Genomic DNA, 16,932 nt, shown 5'->3' with positions numbered 1-16,932 from the left:
ATTCAAGCCCGCATGCAGCGGGACGACGCCGTTTGTCTATTCAACGATGGGATGAGAAAACATGAGAAGAGGGAATGACCCGCGCGGCGCGATGCCCGCGCCGACGACGGGATGGCACGTGCGCGCGCCGCGCATGACGCCGCTTGCGCTCGCGCTTTTGACGATGCTCGGCGCGACGTCGCCGCCCACACGCGCGCAAAACCCGGCGGGCAGCGATGTGACGTTGCCCGCCGTCGTGGTGACCGACAGCACCGGCGCCGATGCGACGACCGAAGACAGCGGCTCGTACGCCGCGAAACGCGCGACCATCGCGGGCAAGAGTGCGCAATCGATCAAGGAGACCCCGTATTCGGTTTCCGTCGTCACGCGCCAGCAAATGGACGACCGCAACGACACGACCATCGAAGAAGCCTTGCGCTACGTGACGGGCGTCAGTTCGGTCAGCTACGGCGACGGCACGGCTTATTTCCGCGCGCGGGGCTCACAACTTGGCATCGAATTCGATGGCACGCCCATCGTCAGCGGCCTGCAATATCTCACGCAATTCGACCTCGCGATGTACGACCGCGTGGAAGTGTTGCGCGGACCGGCCGGCGTGATCGACGGCGCAGGCGAGCCCGGCGGCGTCGTCAATCTCGTGCGCAAACGGCCGCAAAATCAATTCCATCTGACGACCGACACACAAGTCGATTCCTTCGGCAGCGTGCGGCAGATGATCGACGTCACCGGACCGCTTAACAAGGACGGCAGCCTGCGCGGGCGTGCGGTGATCGTCGGCGAGGCCGGGCATCAATCCATCGACCGGGCGCGCAGCAAGGAGTTCATGGCCTATGGCGCGATCGACTACGACTTCACGCCGCGTACGACGCTCTCGCTCTCGGGCGGCTACGAAGTCCTGCCGATGTACGGCCTCGACTACGGCGCGAGCGGCGTGCTCAATGCGGATCAGACCGCACTCGTCGGCCGCGTGCCGAGTTCGTATGCACAGAACTTCAGCCCGAGCTGGAACACGTCGTACACGTCGATTCAGGAAGCCAACGCGAACCTCGTGCATCGCTTCGAAAGCGGCTGGAAGTCCTCCACGACGTTGTTCTACCGGCACATGCTGACGCGGGCGTACTACGCGTACTCGGGACCGGGCGCGACCACCGATGGCCTCAGCTTCTACGGCGATCAGAATCAGCGCAACACGTACGACTGGTTCGGCGCGGACAGCAACGTGTCCGGTCCCATCCGGCTCTTCGGGCAGACGCACACGTTGACGGTCGGCGCAAATTATTCGGTGATGTCGTCGACGGCGCTCTCGGGCTTCCAGTCCGTCGATGGCCCGTTCGACGGCGGCACCTTCAGCCTGTTCGATCCCAACGCCGTGCCGCAGGTCGATACGCCCTTCAGCTTCGGCACGAACGAGCGCACCGTCCAGTACGGCATCTACGCGCAGGCGCGCATCAAGCTCGCGAATCCGCTGACGCTCGTGCTCGGCGCGCGCGAGGCGTTCGTACAGGATCGCACGCAATCGACACTGCCCGACCTCTCGGACTGGGCGACGAACTCGCAGATCAACCATCGTTTTCTGCCGTCGGCGGGACTCGTCTGGGATATCGTGCCGGCGGTCACCGCGTACGCGAATTACGCGCGCTTCCTCGACGCCCAGACGCAGACGACATTCTCCGGCGCGGGCATTCCACCGCGTTCCGGCGAGCAATACGAAGTCGGCGTGAAGAGCAGCGTGCTCGGCGGACGCCTGAATACGAACATGGCGCTGTTCCGTATCAACGACAACAACCGCGCGGTCGACGATCCCGATCATCAGTTCTATTACCTTGCCGCCGGCAAGGCACGCAGTCAGGGCGTCGAACTCGAAGTCACCGGACAGCCGATGCCGGACTGGAACGTCTATGCGGGCTACACGTATTTGAACGAGCACTTCGAGAACGATGCGCCCGGCCTCACCGATGGCACGGACCCCAAGCATCTCTTCAAACTGTGGACGCGGTATCAGTTTACGCAGGGCGTCATGCGCGGGGTATCGGTCGGCGGCGGCATGCTCGCGCAGACACGCATATCGCGCGGCGTCGAACAGGGCGCGTATGCCATCTTCGATGCGCAGGTCGGATATCGCTTCAACAAGCATCTCGAAGCGACACTGCAGTTGAACAATATCTTCGATCGCGGCTATTACATTCGCCCACCCGGCCAGTTCTACAGTGTATTCGGCGACAGGCGTAACGTCATGTTGAGTGTGCGGACCGACTTCTAACTTTACGATGACGCTTGGGCGACTGTCGGGACGGAAGCACTGACCTTCCACCGTCGGGTTGTCCGCAGACAGGCGATGATCGCCATCGGCTGTCTGCTTCTGAGTAACATAGAATCCGCAAGAATTTCGTAAGACGAAGTCGCCGCTAACGACATATGACGGAAGTTGGTAAGTCTCGGTCAAAGATTTCTCAGTGACACCAAGCAACGCAAGTTGGTGCTCAGCAGCCGCCGTCATCCAACCCAGCAACCTAGAGTAGACTGCAACCTCAACATCAAAACCCCGCACCTCGGTCCTCACTGTTGGGAGCACTTCAAATGAAAGTTCTCGTAGTGGACGATTACACCGATACCACCGACATGCTCGCCGAAATCGCGGGGTCCATGGGTCATGCGGTCACTCGCGCCTACACCGGCACCGAGGCGCTGAAAGCGGCCGCAGGCGAAGGCGCGTTCGAACTCATTCTTCTGGATATCGGGCTTCCCGATATCAATGGCCACGCTCTGTGCATGCGACTCCGCGCATCCGAGAAATATGCCTCCCGGCGCATCTTCTCGCTAACCGCACACGACGACATTCACGAACATTTCGATATGTCGTGCTTCGATGGCCACTTGTCCAAACCGCTATCCGTCGCCGCCATCGAATCGTTGCTATCGGGAAAAAAAGCCGAAGAGCCGGTTCGCTAATCGAAACTCCGTCGCTTGCACCATCGTGCGCTTCGACGTATCGAACCACGGTGCAGACGATCAAATCAGGGAGGCCGCAGTGCCAGACATCAATGGATTCGCTGACGACCGTTCCGATCACAAACTCGAATCGTTACGCCCACTCGCCGATTATCTGGAACGCGCGCTCGACAAGGCGACAAGCGTCGTCCTTATTCGGCATACCGCCGACGTTTGCACGGTTTATCTCGGCGACCCATCCGGGCCCAAGGAAGAGTTGAAACAAGTAGGCTCGATTCCAAAATCGCTCGCCGATGAAATGCTGGAACTGACCTCGTCAGGTGCAAATCGAATCGAGATCGACGAGCAGTCGTATCGCTTCGTGCGCAGCTTCACGCAGATCGACGACACAGCCGCCATCGTCTTCAAGGCTGACTAATCGCCGCTGCCACTTCAACTGCATCAAGCAACGGAGGCGTCAGTTGAGCAACGCTTTGGATGCGATTCTGGCGCAGACGTGGAGCCATCTGCTTTCAGGCGCCAATCCCGGCCGCGAGCGTTCCGCCTACACGTTGACGCAGTTCGCGACCATCGGGCTCGATGGCGCGCCGAAGCTGCGCACGGTCGTAATGCGGCGTGCCATCCAGGACCGCGCGCTCGTGAGCTTTCACACGGACGTGAGATCGGAAAAGGTCGCTGAGATCGAACAGGAGCCGAACGTCTCCGCGCTTGTCGGCGACTGGCGTGCCGGCATCCAGATTCGACTCGAAGGGCGCGCGCAACAAGTCATCGACGACGACGAAAGACTCGCCGTGTGGAATGCGAGCCGCCCCGGATCGCTCGCGCTTTATCGTGCGCCGTTGCCTCCGGGAACACTAGTGGACAGTCCGCCCGATGCGCGCCCGAAGCCCGACGACACAACAGCGCACACTCAGACGGATGGCTTCGAACACTTCTGCCTCATCGACGTCATCGTCAGTAAGATCGATTTCCTCGACGTCTCGGGCGAAATGCACCGGCGCGCAAACTTCTGGCTCGAACGCAACGAGTGGCACGGTCATTGGATCGCGCCATGAATGCGACCAACCTCGACTTCATGCGTGTGAAACGAGCGGCAAGCGAATAATGAAGACGCAACCGTGGCCAGGAATGTCCTTCACTTCCACGGTTCCCCTCAAAGTTTCTACGTTGCGCCTCACAATAGTCAGTCCTAAGCCCAGTCCGCTGCGATCCGCATTGAATTGCACGAAAGGATCGAACATCGACTCGCCGTTCTTACAAGGAAGTCCTCCGCACTGATCGTGGATTTCAATAAAGACGTCGTGATTCACATAGATTCTCAACGCGACCGCGCTTTTCTCCTTGGTGAACTTGAACGCATTCTGTAAGAGGTTGATTATCGCCTCATACAACAGGTCGCGATCTCCACGAACCTTGATGAGCGCGTCGACCGGAGTAACGGAAAAGCTTTTTCCACGGGCTGTCGCGTCCACTCGCGCCGCTCCCTCGATTTCGAGGATTAATGGAGCAAGACTGAAGATAACGTCGTCATAACGTACGGTCGCCGGGTCTGCGGAGTCGCGAAGCATTCGATCAGTCAGCTTGCCGAGTCGCAAAAGACTACGCTCAGCAAGTAGTCCGGTGGCTCCTTTCGCGCTGAGATTTCCTCTTTGTAAAGCGGTGAATGCAAGCAGCGTAGTGTGGATCAGATTGCGCATCTCGTGCGCGAGCATTCTGTTCTCATCGGTCTGCGTCTGAGCGCCGCTATTCGTGCGCGCGTTGTCTCGCGCGGCTGAATAAGCCATCACGGCATTGGCAACCGCCGTATCGATGCACAGATTGAGTATTCGAAACTCCTGTACCGTGAAAGGCGCATCCCGTTCTACGGCCAGTTCGGTAATCGCCTGGCATAGATCGCCGTAACCTACTACGATGTCTTCGATCTTGAGTCCCGTTCCGAATAGCACCCTGCCTGCCTCGCGTGCGGTTCTGCCTATCGGGGTATCGTTCGATCTACCCCGTTCGGGAAGCCCCGTTGTCGAATTCTGAGTTTCGGCGGTGCGGTGCTGGCGCAGAAGTTCGGTAATTTGCGTAAGCAGTTCGGGAAGGACGATCTTTATATCCGCCATCGCCGGAGATTCAGCGTTCCGCTTGAAAGTCATGATGCGGCAACGTTCAAGCAAGATGCTTCGATTATTCTTGAGAAACTCGTGCATCATGGCCCTGCTCCTGATGAAGTCCAAAGCCAGGAAGCGTCCTTCAGGGAGACGATCTCGCCTGCATCGACAAGGATCGATCAGACCTTGACCGCCCGCCTTGAAACTTCGTTGGTCAAACTAATGTCGCGTTGTCGTTCGAACCGTATCGTCTTTCTCTTGTTGTGGGCGACGGTTTCACCGCTGGACTAGCGCAATCGCTATTCCCGTGCCGTGCTCCCGTGCCCATAAATAACAGTTTGGCGACCTCCCGCAGGCAACGACTGATAATCGGCGATTTCGGCTGACGCACGACGAGAAGCGAGCGAATAACGCCCGCTCGCGTTCACACCAACTCGGCTCCCTGCGCCGTTTACCGACCGGCATGACGCCGCTCGGAACGCCGATTGCTCTTTCGTCGGTCCGTATGTGGTTCAAAAAGGAGAAGCTAAATGGCAGGCGACAGTTCGTACAAGCCCGGTGAAATCGTCAAAGTATCGGGCATTTACTCAGTGGTCTATGAGGACGGGAAAGATACCTTTGAAGTCACCTGCGTCGAAGGCGAACATTTTCCGCCCACGCGAAACGGAAAAGGCGCGCACTTCGAGCTGAAATACGGAGCGACGCATTCGCACAAGCATGAAGCGTTGAAGGAAACTCAAGCGCAAGCCTGAGCGCATATAAGGTATTGGTCGCGGTACGTCCTACAGACTCGGGACGCACCGCGAACACTGCATCGGCGGATTAAAGCGCTCGTGCCTTGTTTTCGCGCGGCATAAGGAAAGCCAGCACGGCCGCGACGATAAATAACGCAGGCACATCGCCGAGCAAATGACCGACGTGGCGCGTGCCGTCCATCTCGGCGCCGAACGACTGCACAGCCATGATTGCGCCGTGCACGACGCTCGACCATACCGTGAACCAGATCAGGCTCAGATGCTTCATCGGGTTGCGCGATGCCATCAGTAGAAACACGCCGAGCGTCGCGTAGATGCCGACGATCATCAGCGGGTAGTCCGAATGGCTGCTTTGCCAACTCCATCCGGAAGGCCACAGGATCATGAGCGGCCATAACGCGAAGATGGCGATTAAACCCACGGCAATCAGCGCGATGCGCAAGGCGGCGAGTCGTCGGGCGTCGTTCATCATGCGCTCCCAAAGAAGGCGTGCTTGTCGCACACGATACTCCCGCGCACCGCTCCCTACTCGGCGGCTCCTTCGCATCGGCAATGTAGTCGAGCGTCTGCGCGCCTGACGGACAATTACTCGGAGCTCTCCGTCACAGAACGCCGTCCCCGGAACGATAGGATCATCACAAAACCGGTCGATATTGTTGCGATTCTCCCGTTCAGAACACGAAAACTAGGGCTATCTGTTATTGACGCACCATTTACATGATGCGAAGATCACAACACAACACGCGGCCCGACCGCGAAAACATAAGAATTCGTCTATTCGACGAAGGAGACATCAGGATGAGTCAGCCGGTCGCGGCCGCTTCATCGCCGCCAGTTCCGTTGATCCGTGTAACCGGCGTCACCAAAAGGTTCGGTGGCGTGCAGGCGCTGCGCGGCGTCGATCTCGAAGTTCTGCCGGGCGAGGTGCACGCGCTGCTCGGCGAAAACGGCGCGGGCAAGTCCACGCTCATCAAGATATTGAGCGGCGTCCACGCCTACGACGAAGGATCGATCGAAATCGCGGGCAACCGGGTCGCATTCGAATCGCCCGCAAAGTCGCGCGAGGCAGGCGTTGCCGTCGTGTATCAGGACTTGAGTCTGGTCGAATCGTTGTCCGTCGGCGCCAACCTCATGCTCGGGCGCGAACCGCGCACGCGTCTCGGCTTCGTCCGGCAACGTGAACTCATGGCGCAGGTCAGCACCTTTTTGCGCGAACACAATATTCCGCTCGATCCGCGCGTGCCCGTGGATTCCTTGCCGTTCGCCTATCGCCAGATGACGGAGATTTGCAAGGCGCTGATGGGCGACGTGCGCGTGCTGATTCTCGACGAACCCACGTCCGCGTTGACAGGCGGCGAAGAACGGATTCTCTTCGACGCTATTCGCACCGTGACGGCGCGCGGCGTCGGCGTGATCTACGTGACGCATCGGCTGAACGAGGTCTTTCGCATCTCGCAGCGCGTGACCGTGTTCCGCGATGGTGCAAACGCCGGAAGTTTCGCCACCGCCGAAACCGACATGAAGCAGCTCGTCGCGGCTATCGTCGGCCCGCGTCATGCGGCCATGCAGGCGCGTCAGGAAACCTCGGCGGGTGCGGCGGCGCAAACCAAAGTCGCGATGGCCGATCGCGCTGCAGATGCACCCGTGCTGAAGCTGTCGAAGGTAAGCAACGCGCATCTTTGCGCCGTCGACTTGTCCGTGAGCAAGGGCGAAGTGCATGGCATTGCCGGATTGATCGGCAGCGGCCGCACGGAGATTCTGCAAACCATCTTCGGTCTGCTGCCCGTGGAGTCGGGCAGCATCGATCTCGACGGCGAACCGCTCGGCGCGCGCAGTCCCTCCGATGCAATCCGGCGCGGCGTCGCGCTCGTGCCTGAAGACCGTCATGTGCAAGGGCTCGTGCTCGATCATTCGATCGAACGCAATCTGACCTTGCCGCGCCTGCCGCGGTTTTCGAGCGGCGGATGGCTGCGCGCGAAAGCCGCCGCGCAACAAGCACGCGTCGCGATGAAGCAGCTTTCCGTGAAAGCGCCCGATGCATCGACACACGTGAAGTTTCTCTCCGGCGGCAACCAGCAGAAGGTCGTATTCGCGAAGTGGAATCATCCGCGCCCGAACTTGTTGTTGCTCGATGAACCCACGGTCGGCGTCGATGTCGGCGCGCGCGAGGAAATCTACGGCGTGGTACAGGACGCGGCGCGCGCAGGCACGGGCGTCGTGGTGGTGTCGTCGGATCTGGACGAACTGCTGCGGCTCTGCGACCGCATTTCCATCGTCGCCAATGGCGCGATTACACGCACTGTCGAGCGCGCCGAGATTCGTCACGCGGAAGAACTGCACCATCTCATACAACTGGCCCGCCCTACCGAAGAGCCCGCAACATGAACGAGTCTGTTTCGCCGATGCCCGCCGAACAACAAGGCGCCCAGCGTCATTCGCGCGCACGGCGCATTGCGCAGCTTCTGCTACAGGGCGACCGCCCCTACATGCTGTACTTTGCGTTCGCGATTCTGCTGGTGGTGTTCAGCTTCGCGTCGCCGTGGTTTCTCTCCATCGACAACTTCCTCAACATCGGCCGCCAGACGGCGCTCGTGTCGATTATCGCTATCGGCATGACATTCGTGATCATCGCGCGGCAGATCGACTTGTCGGTGGGATCGTCGCTCGCGCTGTCCGGCATGGCCGCCGCGCTCGCGATGTCGCATATCGGCGATAGCTGGGTCATCGGCGCGATCGCGGGCATTGGCACGGGCGCGATCGTCGGCGCGATCAACGGTCTCGTCACGACGCGTTTGAACATTCCCTCGTTTCTCGTGACGCTCGGCAGCTTGAGCGCGGCGCGCGGACTTGCATTGATGGTTACGACGACGCGGCCCGAGATCATCACGAACGATCATTTCATTGCGATCTTCGGCGAAGGCGACATTGCAGGCGTGCCGGTGCCGATCATCTGGACCTTGCTTGCCGTGATCGGCGGCATTCTGCTTCTGCATTACAGCGTGTTCGGCCGGCAAATCTATGCAGCCGGCGGCAATCCCACGGCCGCGCTCTACTCGGGCATCAACATTCGCCGCGTGACGACGCTCGCATTCGTGCTGACGGGCGCGCTTGCCGGCCTCGCCGCGCTCGTCTTGTCCGCGCGTTCGCATGCGGCGCGCCCGGACGTCGTGCAGGGCATGGAACTCGACGTGATTGCCTCCGTCACGCTCGGCGGGTGCAGTCTTTTCGGCGGACGCGGCTTCATTCTAGGCACGCTGCTTGGCAGTCTCATCATCGGCACGCTGAATAACGGGCTTGTGCTGCTCGGCGTGAGTTCGTCGCTGCAACTCGTCATCAAGGGCGTGATCATCGTCGCGGCAGTCGCGTTCACGCGCAAGTAGTTTTGGTTTCCCGCGCAGATCGACATTGCGTGAGAGACCACGAAAGGCAAGTCAAAAAAGCAGGAGACGAAGTACAACGCGACCAATGGAGGCAAGACATGAACTATCGTCGTGGATCAGGTGTAAAGCTGGCGAGTGTCGCGGCGGCGACTGCCATGGCTCTGTGCTGTGCGCAGGCGTTCGCGCAATCGTGCGAAAAGCTGAATGTGGCGTCGATCGGGCCAACGGGCATCGTCGGCCAGGGACCGAATGGCGAGAAGGCGGCAGCCGTCGATGCCGTCAAGCTGACCGATGCCGAAGCCGCCAAGGTCAAGGCCGGCAAGTTCAAGGTCGGCATTTCGATGCAGACGATGAACCTCGACTGGTCGCAACTTCAAGTGCAAGGCATTACGGATACGCTCAAGAAGTACGGCGTGGAAGTGATCGGCACGGCATCGGCCGAGTATCAGGTCGACAAGCAGATCGCCGATATCGAGAACACGATCCAGCGCCATCCGGACGGCATCATCTCCATTCCCGTGGATGGCACGGCAACGGCCGCGACCTACAAGAAGGTCTCGCAAGCGGGCATCAAGCTCGTGTTCATGGACAACGTGCCAACCGGCCTCAAGCATCCCGAGCAGTACGCGGCCATGGTCTCGGCCGATAGCGAAGGCAACGGCCAGATCGCGGCGAAGGTGCTTGCGTCGTGCGTGCCGAAAGACGGCACGGTCGGTCTCGTGAACTTCGGCGTCGATTACTTCAGCACGACGGAGCGGACCAAAGCCGTCAACGACTGGCTGAAGAAGAATCGCGCGGACATCAAGATCAAGCAGGTCGCGTTCACCGATCCGTCGAAAGTCGGGCAGATTGCGGGCGACTTTCTGACGGCGAATCCGGACGTCAAGGGCGTGTTCGCCGTGTGGGATCAGCCCGCGCTGGACACGCTTACGTCGATGCGCGCGCAGGGTATCAACACGCCTGTGACGACGGTGGACCTGGGGCTCGAATCGGCAATCGAGATTGCCAAGGGCGGTCCGCTCAAGGCGACGGGCTCGCAACGTCCGTACGATCAGGGCGCAGCCGAAGCCATGGCGATGATGAAGGCGCTGATCGGCCAGACACCGCCCGCGTGGATTGGCGTGCAGTCGCTGCCGGTCGTGCAGTCGAACGTGCTCGAGTCTTACAAGACCGTGTTCAAGAAAGACCCGCCGCCGCAATTGGCCGATGCCTGCAAGAAGGCGGCGCCCGCTTGCGGTTGATCTTCTGACCGACAGCCAGCGCGGTACTGCGAGAGCGAAGCCTTTGCGGGCTTCGCTCTTTTTGCGTGAGGCTCGTCCGATGAAGCACCGCCGTATGCAAAGTACGCGTTTGCACGATCCCGCCTACAATCGAGCGACACCAAGATTCGCATCGATCCTCATCACAGGCACATCTCCATGCAAAAACGAGCACTTATCATCGGCGCGACGGGTATTGTCGGCGGCAATCTCGCGGAACATCTTCTAACGCTCGACGACTGGCACGTAACCGGTCTTTCGCGCGGCCGCTCGGCCCTGCGCGAAGGCGTTGAATCCGTGACCGCCGACCTGACTTCAGCGGAGTCGGTCAGCGAAGCACTCAACGGGCAGCACTTCAGCCACGTGTTTTTCACGGCATGGGCGCGGCAAGCCACCGAGAAAGAAAACATCCGCGTGAATGGCGCCATGGTGCGACATGTACTCGATGCGCTTGGACCCACCGGCAAGCTCGAACATGCCGCGCTCGTGACCGGCCTCAAGCACTATCTCGGCCCGTTCGAAGCATATGGTAAAGGCAAGGTGCCGCTCACGCCGTTTCGCGAGGAACAAGGGCGGCAGGACGTCGACAACTTCTATTACGAGCAGGAAGACAAGGTCTTTGAAGCCGCGAAGAAATATGGCTTCGGCTGGAGCGTGCATCGGCCGCATACGATCATCGGCTTTGCGCTCGGCAACGCCATGAACATGGGCGTCACGCTTGCCGTGTACGCGACGCTTTGCAAGGAAACCGGCGCACCGTTCGTGTTCCCCGGTTCACCCGCGCAATGGAACAGTCTCACGGACATGACCGATGCACGCCTTCTGGCGCGTCATCTCGAATGGGCATCGACTTCGCCCAATGCGCGTAACGAAGACTTCAACGTGGTCAATGGCGATGTCTTCCGCTGGAACTGGATGTGGTCGCAGCTCGCGGAATACTTCGGCATCGAGGCCGCGCCGTTCGATGGCGAAACGCGTCCGCTCGAATCGCGCATGCAGGACGCGCCGCGTTTGTGGGCCGAGATCGCGGCGCGCTTCGGTCTTATTGAAGCGAACGTGGAGAAGCTGGCTTCGTGGTGGCATACCGACGCCGACCTTGGCCGGCCAATGGAAGTGCTCACCGATATGACCAAGAGCCGCAAAGCCGGATTTCTCGACTATCAAAGCACGCCTGATTCATTCTTTGAGTTGTTCGAGAAGCTGAAGGCGGCGAAGGTTATTCCTGGCTAAGTTTCGTACATGGGGCAGGCCATCGAGACCGATGGCCTGCCCTGTGATGTTGCCGTCGCTTGCGACGCTAGCGCTTCCCGCAGACGCGGCAATCGTGCCTCCCATGCGTTCGCGAAGAATCACGCCGCAACTGCTCGACCGCTTACGAATGCGCGCTCGCCGCACCGCCTTCAGTCACACGCGATGCACTCACATCTTCGCGTCGAATCGCTCTTGCGAACACCGGAATGAGCGCCAGTCCAAGCACGGACGCCCCGAGAATCACCATGAAACCCGAATCGCTGCGGCCCGTGATGGTCTCGGTCATACCGAACAAATACGGCCCGACGAAACCGCCGATCAACCCGACGGTGTTGATGAAAGCAAGCCCCGCCGCCGCCTGAATGCCTTGCAGTCGCTTCATTGCGATAGCCCAGTACGAAGGCAACACGCCGCCCGCGAAGAACGCCGTGACCGCGAGCAACACCATGCGCGCCGCGGGAACAGATGTCGCGACGAACACGCATCCGGCCGCGACGAGTCCCGCCGTCAGAATGCCGAGATACACGCAGTCGTTGCCGTAGCGCCGATGAATGCGCGGCAAGATCAACACGCCCAGCAGAAAGCCGATACCCACACTGCTCGACAACAAGCCGACGATAAACGGCGTCTTCACATGCATCTGCTGAATCATTGCAGGCGTGAAGAAGTAAAGCCCGACGAACGCCACCTGATTCAAGAAATAGATGAGGCCGATGAGCACGGTCGTCGGCCGCTTGATCGCGGCGAGCCAGTCTTCCGAAGTGAGTTCGGAATGACCGTGCGTATCGATGACGGCGCGTGCTTCCAGCACTTGCGCTTCATCGGTCGAAAGCCAGCGGGCATCGCGCGGACGCTCCGGCAGCTTGAAGTAGAGCAGCACGCCCGCCAGCACGCTCGGGATGCCTTCGATCATGAACATCCATTGCCAGCCGTGCAGACCGCCCATGCCGCCCAGTTGCATCAGCGCGCCGCCGAGCGGATTGCCGAGAACGAGTGCAAGCGCGGGCGCCGTGTAAATCCAGCCGACCGCGATGGGCCGGTCGGCGGGCGCGAACCACAGCGTCACCATGTACATGAGCGCCGGAAAGAGCCCGGCCTCGGCGATGCCCAAGAGCACGCGCAGCGCATAGAACGACCATTCGCCTTGCACGAACATCATCGCGGTGGAAAGAATGCCCCAGCTCACCGCGATACGCGCGATCCATCGCCGTGGACCCACGCGATGCGCCGCGAGATTGCTCGGCACTTCCAGCAACGCATAGCCGATAAAGAAGATGCCCGAGCCGAGCCCATATGCCGCCGCGCTGATGCCGACATCGGCGGCAAGCTGCGCCTTTGCAAGCGCGACGTTCGTGCGATCGAGAAAGGACATGAAGTAGATCGCGCACATGAGCGGGATCAGCTTCAGCATCGCCTTCTTCGTCGCCACGCGATGCAGCGCATCGATACTGTCTTTGACCAAGCCGTGGTTCATGTTGTCTCCTGATAAGTCCGCTGCTGTTCTTTTATGTGGCAGCGTTGAGCATGGGATTCAGAGCGTGACTTCGTCGCGTCCCTTGAGACCGAGCATTCGCCGTGCATCGGCAGGCGTTGCGATCTCGAACGAAAGCTCTTCCAGAATGCGGCGAATCTTTCTGACCTGCTGCGCGTTCGATTCGGCCTTCACGCCCTTTGCGATATACACGCTGTCCTCCAGACCCACGCGCACATTGCCGCCAAGAATGGCGCTCATGGTGACGAGCGGCATCTGATGACGTCCGGCGCCGAGCACCGAGAAGTGATAGTTGTCGCGTCCGAAGAGACGATCCGCGGTTGTGCGCATGACCGTCATATTCTCCGGGTCCGCGCCCATGCCGCCGAGAATGCCGAACACGGATTGAATGAAGAACGGCGGCTTGACGAGCCCCTGATCGACGAAATGCGCGAGATTGTAGAGATGCCCAAGGTCGTAGCATTCGAACTCGAAGCGCGTGCCCTTGTCGCCGAGTTGCTGGAGGATTCGCTTGATATCCCTGAAGGTATTGCGAAAGATCATGTCCTCCATGCCTTCGACGTAGTCCTTCTCCCAGTCGTAACGCCACGTCGACATCTTCGCGGCGAGTGGATGAATCGAGAAGTTCATCGAGCCCATGTTGAGCGAGCACATCTCCGGCGCGGCATGCAGCGGATAAGCAAGCCGTTCTTCGAGCGTCATGCGCGTGCTGCCGCCTGTCGTAATGTTGATGACAGCGTCGGTCGCCTCCGCGATGGCCGGCGCGAACTGCCTGAAGATATCGAGGCTTGGCGTGGGCCTTCCGTCTACGGGATCGCGCGCATGCAGATGGATGATCGCGGCACCCGCCTCGGCTGCTTCGATTGCCTGATCGCAAATGTCCGCGGGCGTGAGCGGAAGATATTCCGACATCGACGGAACGTGGGTCGCGCCCGTGACGGCGCACGAAATGATGACCTTGCGGGCCGGATTGCTCATCTGACTATCCTTGTCTCCATTGAGTTTTCATCGGGTCTCGATGCCGCCCGTATCGACGGACGAACTCTTGTGACACTGATAGTAGTGAGATAGCATCTCGTCGAAAAGGTCATTTTCGGACACACGGAAGTCCCGCGAGGACATTGCGAGGAGAGTCATGGCGACGACCCGCCCGCCGCTCAACGAGCGCATCTACGCGCCCTACAAGATCGCCGCGCTGGTCGAGGTGCTGGCGGAGCAAGGCATTGCTGCGGCGGACAGTCTGCGCGGCGTAGGCGTGAGCGCGGAGGAGTTGCAAGACGCTTCCGTGCTGACCTCCATCGGGCAATACGCTACCGTTTGCCGGAATGCAGTGGCGCTGTCGTGCGAACCGGCCACGCCGTTCAAGGTCGGCGGCAAGCTGCATCTGTCGGCTTACGGCATGTATGGATACGCGCTGATGTCATGTCTCTCGTTGCGCGACTACTTCAAGCTGGGCGTGCGGTATCACCGGCTCGCGACACCGACAGTCGCTATCGAATGGACCGAATATCCCGACAGAATGGTCTGGACTTTCCCGGATGCATTTATCTCGAGCCCATCGCGTGAACTGCGCAAGTTCATCATCGAACAGCAATACACGCAGCATGTGACGCATCTTCAGGATGTTGCGGGCAGCGTCTGTCCGCCGGTCAAGGCGTGCTTTTCGTATCCTGCGCCCGCGCACGCGGATATCTATCCGAAATATCTCGGCTGCCCGTGCTATTTCGATCAGCCGCAATGCGAGCTCGTCTACGACAGCGCCATTCTCGACCGCAAGCCGCAACTCGCGCACAAGCTCACGGCAGCGCTGCTTCAGGAGACGTGCGACCGGTTGATCGGTCAGGCGAAGACATCGAGCGGTGTATCGGGTGAGGTGTATCAGGTCCTGATGAGCACACCCGGCGTTTTTCCGGGCATGGAAGCGGTCGCCGAATCGATGCATCTCACCACGCGCACGTTGCGGCGTCGTCTGGATGAGGAAGGGACGTCGTTCGTGGCTCTCGTGGACGATGTAAAACGTTCGCTCGCACTCGAATATCTGAAGACGACGAAGATGAGCACCGACGACGTCGCGATGCTTCTCGGCTTCAGCGATGCGGCGAACTTCCGCCGCGCGCTCAAGCGGTGGACGGGCAAAGGGCCTGGCGAGCTGCGACGATAAATAATTGCGGACACATTCGCACTCTGCCGGTGCACTACTCACTCAAAGCTTTCCCTTTTAGTTCGGTTACCTAAGGTGTAATCTGCAATTCCATTCGAGGCCTTGCAACCCGAAGGCCTTCGTCTACGGACCACGCTTCGGTCCTGAACTCGTGAGCAACCGCGAGGCAAAGATCATGGACGCAGACAATAAACCGGTCGGACATCAAGACCGGCTCGGTCCGGTAATCAGTCTTCTCTACGATGCCGCGCTCGACGACGCTCAATGGGCCGGCGTGGCTTCGGCCATTGCACGAGCGTTCGACGCCACGAGCGGCGTGCTCAAGACATGCGGCGGTCCTCGCGGTCCAAAGCTCGCAAGCGTGACCGACAATCTGCGTGTCGCGCCGAACGAACAGGCCTGGGCGGATTACTGGCATCGGAACGATCTATGGGTCGAACACTCCGCGCGGCTTCATCCGGGCGAAGTATTCACGAGCCAAAGCCTCATGCCCGATACGCAATTCGAGCGCACCGGCTTCTATCAGGACTGGACGCGGCGGCTCGATATTTATCATATGGTTGGGGTGCTGTTTCCCGTTGGCAATGGTGAGACAGGTGTGCTTGGCGTGCATCGGCCGCTTTCCGCAGGGCGTTTTGTAGAGAACGATCGTCAGGAACTGGGCGTGCTGTTTCCGCATGTGCGCCGCGCGCTCGGCTTGCGCGAACGGTTGCGCGACACCGCGCTCGCACAACGCGCGGCAGTGGATGCGCTCGATTGCATCGAGACCAGCGTGCTCGTGGTCGATGCATCGTGCATGGTCTTGTATGCGAACCGCGCTGCCGAGAATCTACTGGCTTCGTCATCCGAGATTCGCACGCATGCACGGCGCGTGTGCATGAACAGTCCCGCATTGAACAGCCGGCTTGCAAAGCTGATACGCGACGCCGTGCAAACCTCGAACGGCGCGGCTCACGCGGCTGGCGCGGCGCTCGCCGTGCCACGGCAAGGCAGATTGCCGCTCACCTTGCTCGTGGCGCCGTGGCGTGCCAATTGGGCGTCGGCGGATGTGTCACGCCCAGCGGCAAGCATTTTCATTCGCGATCCTGAGGTTTCCGGGGATTCCGCCACGCGCACGCTTCGGGACCTGTTCGGACTGACGCGCGCGGAAGCGGCGATAGCGGTCGCTATCGGCGAAGGACAATCGCTCGATCAGATTGCCGCCACGCTCGGCGTCGGGCTCGGCACCGTGCGCTCGCATCTGAAGAAAGTGCTTTCCAAGACCGGCACCAGCAGACAAGGCGCGCTTGCCGCACTGGTGGCCCGTAGCGTCGCGAGCATTTCGCCTCATCCGTAAGCCCTCACGCATCTCCTATTTGGGAGACGACTGCCCGCCCCGTCCGCCGTAGATTCATAGCGTCTCGCGTTCCGAGCGCGTCATTCACGACCGAGCGCGATCACGACATGGCCGCCCTGTTCTGGGTGAGCCGCCCTGCGTTTTCATGCTGGCGCGACGAATCGTATCGCGAGGAGACCATGCATTACGAGCGGCCCGCGTCGGTTGATCGTCGCGTGGTCTTCGTGCTGTACATCCTTAATAAGATCCGGAT

At 60.2% G+C, this 16,932-nt stretch carries 15 protein-coding genes; 11 read left to right on the top strand and 4 right to left on the bottom strand.

The window, feature by feature from the left end; all coding sequences use genetic code 11:
* The first annotated feature begins 61 nt into the window (after positions 1–61).
* The 4 genes from NCR98_RS30155 (at position 62) to NCR98_RS30140 (ending at position 4,004) form a co-directional block, all read left to right on the top strand.
* The gene (locus tag NCR98_RS30155; protein WP_250469647.1) at positions 62–2,260 is read left to right on the top strand and encodes a TonB-dependent siderophore receptor; all 2,199 of its coding nucleotides are present in this window, start codon (positions 62–64) and stop codon (positions 2,258–2,260) included.
* A 317-nt stretch (positions 2,261–2,577) separates the two neighbouring features.
* The gene (locus NCR98_RS30150; RefSeq protein ID WP_244831710.1) at positions 2,578–2,949 is read left to right on the top strand and encodes a response regulator; all 372 of its coding nucleotides are present in this window, start codon (positions 2,578–2,580) and stop codon (positions 2,947–2,949) included.
* Positions 2,950–3,028: 79 nt separating this feature from the next.
* The gene (locus NCR98_RS30145; RefSeq protein ID WP_244831711.1) at positions 3,029–3,367 is read left to right on the top strand and encodes a hypothetical protein; all 339 of its coding nucleotides are present in this window, start codon (positions 3,029–3,031) and stop codon (positions 3,365–3,367) included.
* Between the two features lie 43 nt (positions 3,368–3,410).
* Positions 3,411–4,004 (top strand): pyridoxamine 5'-phosphate oxidase family protein, encoded by a 594-nt coding sequence (locus tag NCR98_RS30140; RefSeq protein ID WP_250528152.1) that lies wholly within the window; start codon positions 3,411–3,413, stop codon positions 4,002–4,004.
* Positions 4,005–4,022: 18 nt separating this feature from the next.
* Here NCR98_RS30140 and NCR98_RS30135 read toward each other — a convergent pair whose 3' ends face one another.
* Positions 4,023–5,147, bottom strand: coding sequence for a sensor histidine kinase (locus NCR98_RS30135; protein WP_250509151.1), 1,125 nt, complete (start codon positions 5,145–5,147; stop codon positions 4,023–4,025).
* Positions 5,148–5,575: 428 nt separating this feature from the next.
* On the opposite strand from NCR98_RS30135, the gene NCR98_RS30130 reads away from it, so the two are divergent.
* Positions 5,576–5,797, top strand: coding sequence for a YjzC family protein (locus NCR98_RS30130; RefSeq protein WP_244831714.1), 222 nt, complete (start codon positions 5,576–5,578; stop codon positions 5,795–5,797).
* A 70-nt stretch (positions 5,798–5,867) separates the two neighbouring features.
* On the opposite strand, the gene NCR98_RS30125 is transcribed toward NCR98_RS30130, so the two are convergent.
* A complete protein-coding gene (locus tag NCR98_RS30125) occupies positions 5,868–6,272 on the bottom strand; it encodes a DUF6632 domain-containing protein (RefSeq protein ID WP_310390846.1) in 405 nt (134 codons plus the stop codon).
* A 326-nt stretch (positions 6,273–6,598) separates the two neighbouring features.
* Between NCR98_RS30125 and NCR98_RS30120 the strand changes: the two genes are divergently transcribed.
* The 4 genes from NCR98_RS30120 (at position 6,599) to NCR98_RS30105 (ending at position 11,669) form a co-directional block, all read left to right on the top strand.
* Positions 6,599–8,185: a sugar ABC transporter ATP-binding protein gene (locus NCR98_RS30120; protein ID WP_250528151.1), complete on the top strand. Its 1,587-nt coding sequence runs from the start codon at positions 6,599–6,601 to the stop codon at positions 8,183–8,185.
* On the top strand, positions 8,182–9,180 hold the full coding sequence (locus NCR98_RS30115; RefSeq protein ID WP_250528150.1) for an ABC transporter permease: 999 nt from the start codon (positions 8,182–8,184) through the stop codon (positions 9,178–9,180). Before NCR98_RS30120 ends, NCR98_RS30115 begins: the two co-directional genes overlap by 4 nt.
* Before the next feature lie 98 nt (positions 9,181–9,278).
* Positions 9,279–10,421 carry a substrate-binding domain-containing protein gene (locus tag NCR98_RS30110; RefSeq protein WP_250528149.1) on the top strand — a complete coding sequence of 381 codons (1,143 nt, stop codon included), beginning with the start codon at positions 9,279–9,281 and terminating at the stop codon, positions 10,419–10,421.
* 177 nt (positions 10,422–10,598) lie between these two features.
* Positions 10,599–11,669, top strand: coding sequence for an SDR family oxidoreductase (locus tag NCR98_RS30105; protein WP_250528148.1), 1,071 nt, complete (start codon positions 10,599–10,601; stop codon positions 11,667–11,669).
* A 142-nt stretch (positions 11,670–11,811) separates the two neighbouring features.
* On the opposite strand, the gene NCR98_RS30100 is transcribed toward NCR98_RS30105, so the two are convergent.
* The gene (locus NCR98_RS30100; RefSeq protein WP_250494968.1) at positions 11,812–13,164 is read right to left on the bottom strand and encodes an MFS transporter; all 1,353 of its coding nucleotides are present in this window, start codon (positions 13,162–13,164) and stop codon (positions 11,812–11,814) included.
* A gap of 57 nt (positions 13,165–13,221) precedes the next feature.
* Positions 13,222–14,160: a 3,5-dioxohexanoate:acetyl-CoA acetone transferase gene (gene kce, locus NCR98_RS30095; protein WP_250528147.1), complete on the bottom strand. Its 939-nt coding sequence runs from the start codon at positions 14,158–14,160 to the stop codon at positions 13,222–13,224.
* A 157-nt stretch (positions 14,161–14,317) separates the two neighbouring features.
* Here kce and NCR98_RS30090 point away from each other — a divergent pair, with 157 nt between their 5' ends.
* Together NCR98_RS30090 and NCR98_RS30085 are read left to right on the top strand one after the other, a co-directional pair.
* On the top strand, positions 14,318–15,343 hold the full coding sequence (locus tag NCR98_RS30090) for an AraC family transcriptional regulator ligand-binding domain-containing protein (protein ID WP_250528146.1): 1,026 nt from the start codon (positions 14,318–14,320) through the stop codon (positions 15,341–15,343).
* 175 nt (positions 15,344–15,518) lie between these two features.
* On the top strand, positions 15,519–16,679 hold the full coding sequence (locus tag NCR98_RS30085) for a helix-turn-helix transcriptional regulator (protein WP_250494966.1): 1,161 nt from the start codon (positions 15,519–15,521) through the stop codon (positions 16,677–16,679).
* Positions 16,680–16,932 lie beyond the last annotated feature (253 nt).

This window comes from Caballeronia sp. GAWG2-1 (genome assembly GCF_023631405.1).
Lineage (GTDB): Bacteria > Pseudomonadota > Gammaproteobacteria > Burkholderiales > Burkholderiaceae > Caballeronia.
The sequence above is the reverse complement of the archived record's forward strand: the minus strand, read 5'-3'. Positions and strand labels throughout refer to the sequence as shown.

Coding starts and splice junctions, on each gene's coding strand:
- NCR98_RS30155 (WP_250469647.1), top strand. CDS start 62: ATGAGAAGAGGGAATGACCCGCGCGGCGCGATGCCCGCGCCGACGACG.
- NCR98_RS30150 (WP_244831710.1), top strand. CDS start 2,578: ATGAAAGTTCTCGTAGTGGACGATTACACCGATACCACCGACATGCTC.
- NCR98_RS30135 (WP_250509151.1), bottom strand. CDS start 5,147: ATGATGCACGAGTTTCTCAAGAATAATCGAAGCATCTTGCTTGAACGT.
- NCR98_RS30130 (WP_244831714.1), top strand. CDS start 5,576: ATGGCAGGCGACAGTTCGTACAAGCCCGGTGAAATCGTCAAAGTATCG.
- NCR98_RS30125 (WP_310390846.1), bottom strand. CDS start 6,272: ATGATGAACGACGCCCGACGACTCGCCGCCTTGCGCATCGCGCTGATT.
- NCR98_RS30120 (WP_250528151.1), top strand. CDS start 6,599: ATGAGTCAGCCGGTCGCGGCCGCTTCATCGCCGCCAGTTCCGTTGATC.
- NCR98_RS30115 (WP_250528150.1), top strand. CDS start 8,182: ATGAACGAGTCTGTTTCGCCGATGCCCGCCGAACAACAAGGCGCCCAG.
- NCR98_RS30110 (WP_250528149.1), top strand. CDS start 9,279: ATGAACTATCGTCGTGGATCAGGTGTAAAGCTGGCGAGTGTCGCGGCG.
- NCR98_RS30105 (WP_250528148.1), top strand. CDS start 10,599: ATGCAAAAACGAGCACTTATCATCGGCGCGACGGGTATTGTCGGCGGC.
- NCR98_RS30100 (WP_250494968.1), bottom strand. CDS start 13,164: ATGAACCACGGCTTGGTCAAAGACAGTATCGATGCGCTGCATCGCGTG.
- kce (WP_250528147.1), bottom strand. CDS start 14,160: ATGAGCAATCCGGCCCGCAAGGTCATCATTTCGTGCGCCGTCACGGGC.
- NCR98_RS30090 (WP_250528146.1), top strand. CDS start 14,318: ATGGCGACGACCCGCCCGCCGCTCAACGAGCGCATCTACGCGCCCTAC.
- NCR98_RS30085 (WP_250494966.1), top strand. CDS start 15,519: ATGGACGCAGACAATAAACCGGTCGGACATCAAGACCGGCTCGGTCCG.